Origin of the sequence: Vibrio coralliilyticus ATCC BAA-450, assembly GCF_000176135.1 — a bacterium.
Lineage (GTDB): Bacteria > Pseudomonadota > Gammaproteobacteria > Enterobacterales > Vibrionaceae > Vibrio > Vibrio coralliilyticus.
In genome coordinates, this window is sequence record NZ_ACZN01000002.1 from 1 (window position 1) to 4,502 (window position 4,502).

The window sequence follows — 4,502 nt, forward strand, 5'->3', positions numbered from 1 at the left end:
TACGCATTTCACCGCTACACCTGAAATTCTACCCCCCCTCTACAGTACTCTAGTCTGCCAGTTTCAAATGCAATTCCGAGGTTGAGCCCCGGGCTTTCACATCTGACTTAACAAACCACCTGCATGCGCTTTACGCCCAGTAATTCCGATTAACGCTCGCACCCTCCGTATTACCGCGGCTGCTGGCACGGAGTTAGCCGGTGCTTCTTCTGCAGCTAACGTCAAATGAATGCGCTATTAACACATCCACCTTCCTCACTGCTGAAAGTACTTTACAACCCGAAGGCCTTCTTCATACACGCGGCATGGCTGCATCAGGCTTGCGCCCATTGTGCAATATTCCCCACTGCTGCCTCCCGTAGGAGTCTGGACCGTGTCTCAGTTCCAGTGTGGCTGATCATCCTCTCAGACCAGCTAGGGATCGTCGCCTTGGTGAGCCATTACCTCACCAACTAGCTAATCCCACCTGGGCATATCCTGACGCGAGAGGCCCGAAGGTCCCCCTCTTTGAGCCGAAGCTATTATGCGGTATTAGCCATCGTTTCCAATGGTTATCCCCCACATCAGGGCAATTTCCCAGGCATTACTCACCCGTCCGCCGCTCGACGCCGTTATCGTTCCCCGAAGGTTCAGACAACTCGTTTCCGCTCGACTTGCATGTGTTAGGCCTGCCGCCAGCGTTCAATCTGAGCCATGATCAAACTCTTCAATTTAAGATTTTGTTCGGCTCAATGAATACTGAACATTACATAAGTAATGTTTGAATTGACTGTGCTGAATCCGAAGATTCAATGGTCACTTCGTATCATTGAAACCTAATTTGATACCGAAGTATCGAATTGGATTATCATCAACGAGTGCCCACACAGATTGATAGGTTTATATTGTTAAAGAGCTGTGCTTTCAGTGCCTTAGCACCTAAGCAGGACGCGTATATTACGCGACTGACTGTTGAAGTCAACATAAAACTCTAAAAAAGATTAGAACTTTATGGTGACTTGCTTAATAGATAAGCAAAGTCGAATTTAAAGCCTGGCGATGTCCTACTCTCACATGGGGAAGCCCCACACTACCATCGGCGCTATTGCGTTTCACTTCTGAGTTCGGCATGGAATCAGGTGGGTCCACAACGCTATGGTCGCCAAGCAAATTCTTTAATTCGGAAAGCTGTTCATGTGTTCTCAACACATTCAATCTGTTCTTGCTTTGAGTCCATCAAAACCCTTTGGGTGTTGTATGGTTAAGCCTCACGGGCAATTAGTACAGGTTAGCTCAACGCCTCACAACGCTTACACACCCTGCCTATCAACGTTCTAGTCTCGAACAACCCTTTAGGACCCTCAAGGGGTCAGGGAAGACTCATCTCAGGGCTCGCTTCCCGCTTAGATGCTTTCAGCGGTTATCGATTCCGAACTTAGCTACCGGGCAATGCCATTGGCATGACAACCCGAACACCAGAGGTTCGTCCACTCCGGTCCTCTCGTACTAGGAGCAGCCCCCTTCAATCTTCCAACGCCCACGGCAGATAGGGACCGAACTGTCTCACGACGTTCTAAACCCAGCTCGCGTACCACTTTAAATGGCGAACAGCCATACCCTTGGGACCGACTTCAGCCCCAGGATGTGATGAGCCGACATCGAGGTGCCAAACACCGCCGTCGATATGAACTCTTGGGCGGTATCAGCCTGTTATCCCCGGAGTACCTTTTATCCGTTGAGCGATGGCCCTTCCATACAGAACCACCGGATCACTATGACCTGCTTTCGCACCTGCTCGAATTGTCATTCTCGCAGTCAAGCGGGCTTATGCCATTGCACTAACCTCACGATGTCCAACCGTGATTAGCCCACCTTCGTGCTCCTCCGTTACTCTTTGGGAGGAGACCGCCCCAGTCAAACTACCCACCAGGCACTGTCCTCAACCCGGATAATGGGTCTAAGTTAGAACATCAACACTACAAGGGTGGTATTTCAAGGACGGCTCCACCGATACTGGCGTACCGGTTTCAAAGCCTCCCACCTATCCTACACATGTAGGGTCAATGTTCAGTGCCAAGCTGTAGTAAAGGTTCACGGGGTCTTTCCGTCTAGCCGCGGGTACACTGCATCTTCACAGCGATTTCAATTTCACTGAGTCTCGGGTGGAGACAGCGTGGCCATCATTACGCCATTCGTGCAGGTCGGAACTTACCCGACAAGGAATTTCGCTACCTTAGGACCGTTATAGTTACGGCCGCCGTTTACCGGGGCTTCGATCAAGAGCTTCGACTTACGTCTAACCCCATCAATTAACCTTCCGGCACCGGGCAGGCGTCACACCGTATACGTCATCTTACGATTTTGCACAGTGCTGTGTTTTTAATAAACAGTTGCAGCCACCTGGTATCTGCGACTCCCGTTAGCTCCATCCGCAAGGGACTTCACCGACAGGAGCGTACCTTCTCCCGAAGTTACGGTACCATTTTGCCTAGTTCCTTCACCCGAGTTCTCTCAAGCGCCTTGGTATTCTCTACCCGACCACCTGTGTCGGTTTGGGGTACGATTCCTTACAATCTGAAGCTTAGAGGCTTTTCCTGGAAGCATGGCATCAATGACTTCACTACCGTAGTAGCTCGACGTCGTGTCTCAGCCTTAGAGAGAGCCGGATTTACCTAACTCTCAAGCCTACGCACTTGAACCTGGACAACCGTCGCCAGGCCCACCTAGCCTTCTCCGTCCCCCCATCGCAATTGTAAGAAGTACGGGAATATTAACCCGTTTCCCATCGACTACGCCTTTCGGCCTCGCCTTAGGGGTCGACTTACCCTGCCCCGATTAACGTTGGACAGGAACCCTTGGTCTTCCGGCGAGGAGGTTTTTCACCCCCTTTATCGTTACTCATGTCAGCATTCGCACTTCTGATACCTCCAGCATGCTTTACAACACACCTTCAACGGCTTACAGAACGCTCCCCTACCCAATACATAAAATGCATTGCCGCAGCTTCGGTTTACAGCTTAGCCCCGTTACATCTTCCGCGCAGGCCGACTCGACTAGTGAGCTATTACGCTTTCTTTAAATGATGGCTGCTTCTAAGCCAACATCCTAGCTGTCTAAGCCTTCCCACATCGTTTCCCACTTAGCTGTAATTTGGGACCTTAGCTGGCGGTCTGGGTTGTTTCCCTCTCCACGACGGACGTTAGCACCCGCCGTGTGTCTCCCGGATAGTACTTACTGGTATTCGGAGTTTGCAAAGGGTTGGTAAGTCGGGATGACCCCCTAGCCTTAACAGTGCTCTACCCCCAGTAGTATTCGTCCGAGGCTCTACCTAAATAGATTTCGGGGAGAACCAGCTATCTCCAGGTTTGATTGGCCTTTCACCCCTAGCCACAAGTCATCCGCTAATTTTTCAACATTAGTCGGTTCGGTCCTCCAGTTGATGTTACTCAACCTTCAACCTGCCCATGGCTAGATCACCTGGTTTCGGGTCTATATCCAGCAACTCGACGCCCAGTTAAGACTCGATTTCTCTACGGCTCCCCTAGATGGTTAACCTTGCTACTGAATATAAGTCGCTGACCCATTATACAAAAGGTACGCAGTCACACCACGAGGGTGCTCCTACTGCTTGTACGTACACGGTTTCAGGTTCTATTTCACTCCCCTCACAGGGGTTCTTTTCGCCTTTCCCTCACGGTACTGGTTCACTATCGGTCAGTCAGTAGTATTTAGCCTTGGAGGATGGTCCCCCCATATTCAGACAGGATATCACGTGTCCCGCCCTACTCGATTTCACCTAAAATGCGCTGTCGGTTACGGGGCTATCACCCTGTATCGCAGAACTTTCCAGAACTTTCACCTGACGCATTAAAGGCTTAAGGGCTAGTCCAATTTCGCTCGCCGCTACTTTCGGAATCTCGGTTGATTTCTTTTCCTCGGGGTACTTAGATGTTTCAGTTCCCCCGGTTCGCCTCATTACCCTATGTATTCAGATAATGATACCTGCTTATGCAGGTGGGTTTCCCCATTCGGAAATCCCAGACTCAAATGACTTTTACTGTCTAATCTGGGCTTATCGCAAGTTAATACGTCCTTCATCGCCTCTGACTGCCAAGGCATCCACCGTGTACGCTTAGTCACTTAACCATACAACCCCAAAGGGTCTTTACGTCAAACAACCAAAGTTGTCTGCCATTATTTAAACATGATGCAGACTCGATTTTGCCGGACTCAAATTTCCAAGAACACTTGAATGTGTGTTGGTACCTAATGAACAAGTCATTAGGATTTGAGAACTTTTATTGAATAACAACGCATCTCAAAGAGATGGGGATTGTTGTTATTCGTCAGCTTTCCAAATTGTTAAAGAGCTAGATTCATAAATGAACCATTTTTAAAGATTCTTTTTCAAGAACACTTAAAGATGGTGGAGCTAAGCAGGATCGAACTGCTGACCTCCTGCGTGCAAGGCAGGCGCTCTCCCAGCTGAGCTATAGCCCCATCAAGGTGTCGATACTGTTGCC

At 49.6% G+C, this 4,502-nt stretch carries 1 tRNA gene and 3 rRNA genes; all 4 read right to left on the minus strand.

What is annotated here, in order from left to right:
• Nucleotides 1–713: ribosomal RNA gene (locus VIC_RS00035) — 16S ribosomal RNA — on the minus strand; the annotation flags it as partial.
• A gap of 317 nt (nt 714–1,030) precedes the next feature.
• A 5S ribosomal RNA gene (gene rrf / locus VIC_RS00040) occupies nt 1,031–1,146 on the minus strand.
• A gap of 90 nt (nt 1,147–1,236) precedes the next feature.
• Nucleotides 1,237–4,125 (minus strand): 23S ribosomal RNA (locus VIC_RS00045).
• A gap of 278 nt (nt 4,126–4,403) precedes the next feature.
• Nucleotides 4,404–4,479: transfer RNA gene (locus VIC_RS00050), tRNA-Ala, on the minus strand.
• Nucleotides 4,480–4,502 lie beyond the last annotated feature (23 nt).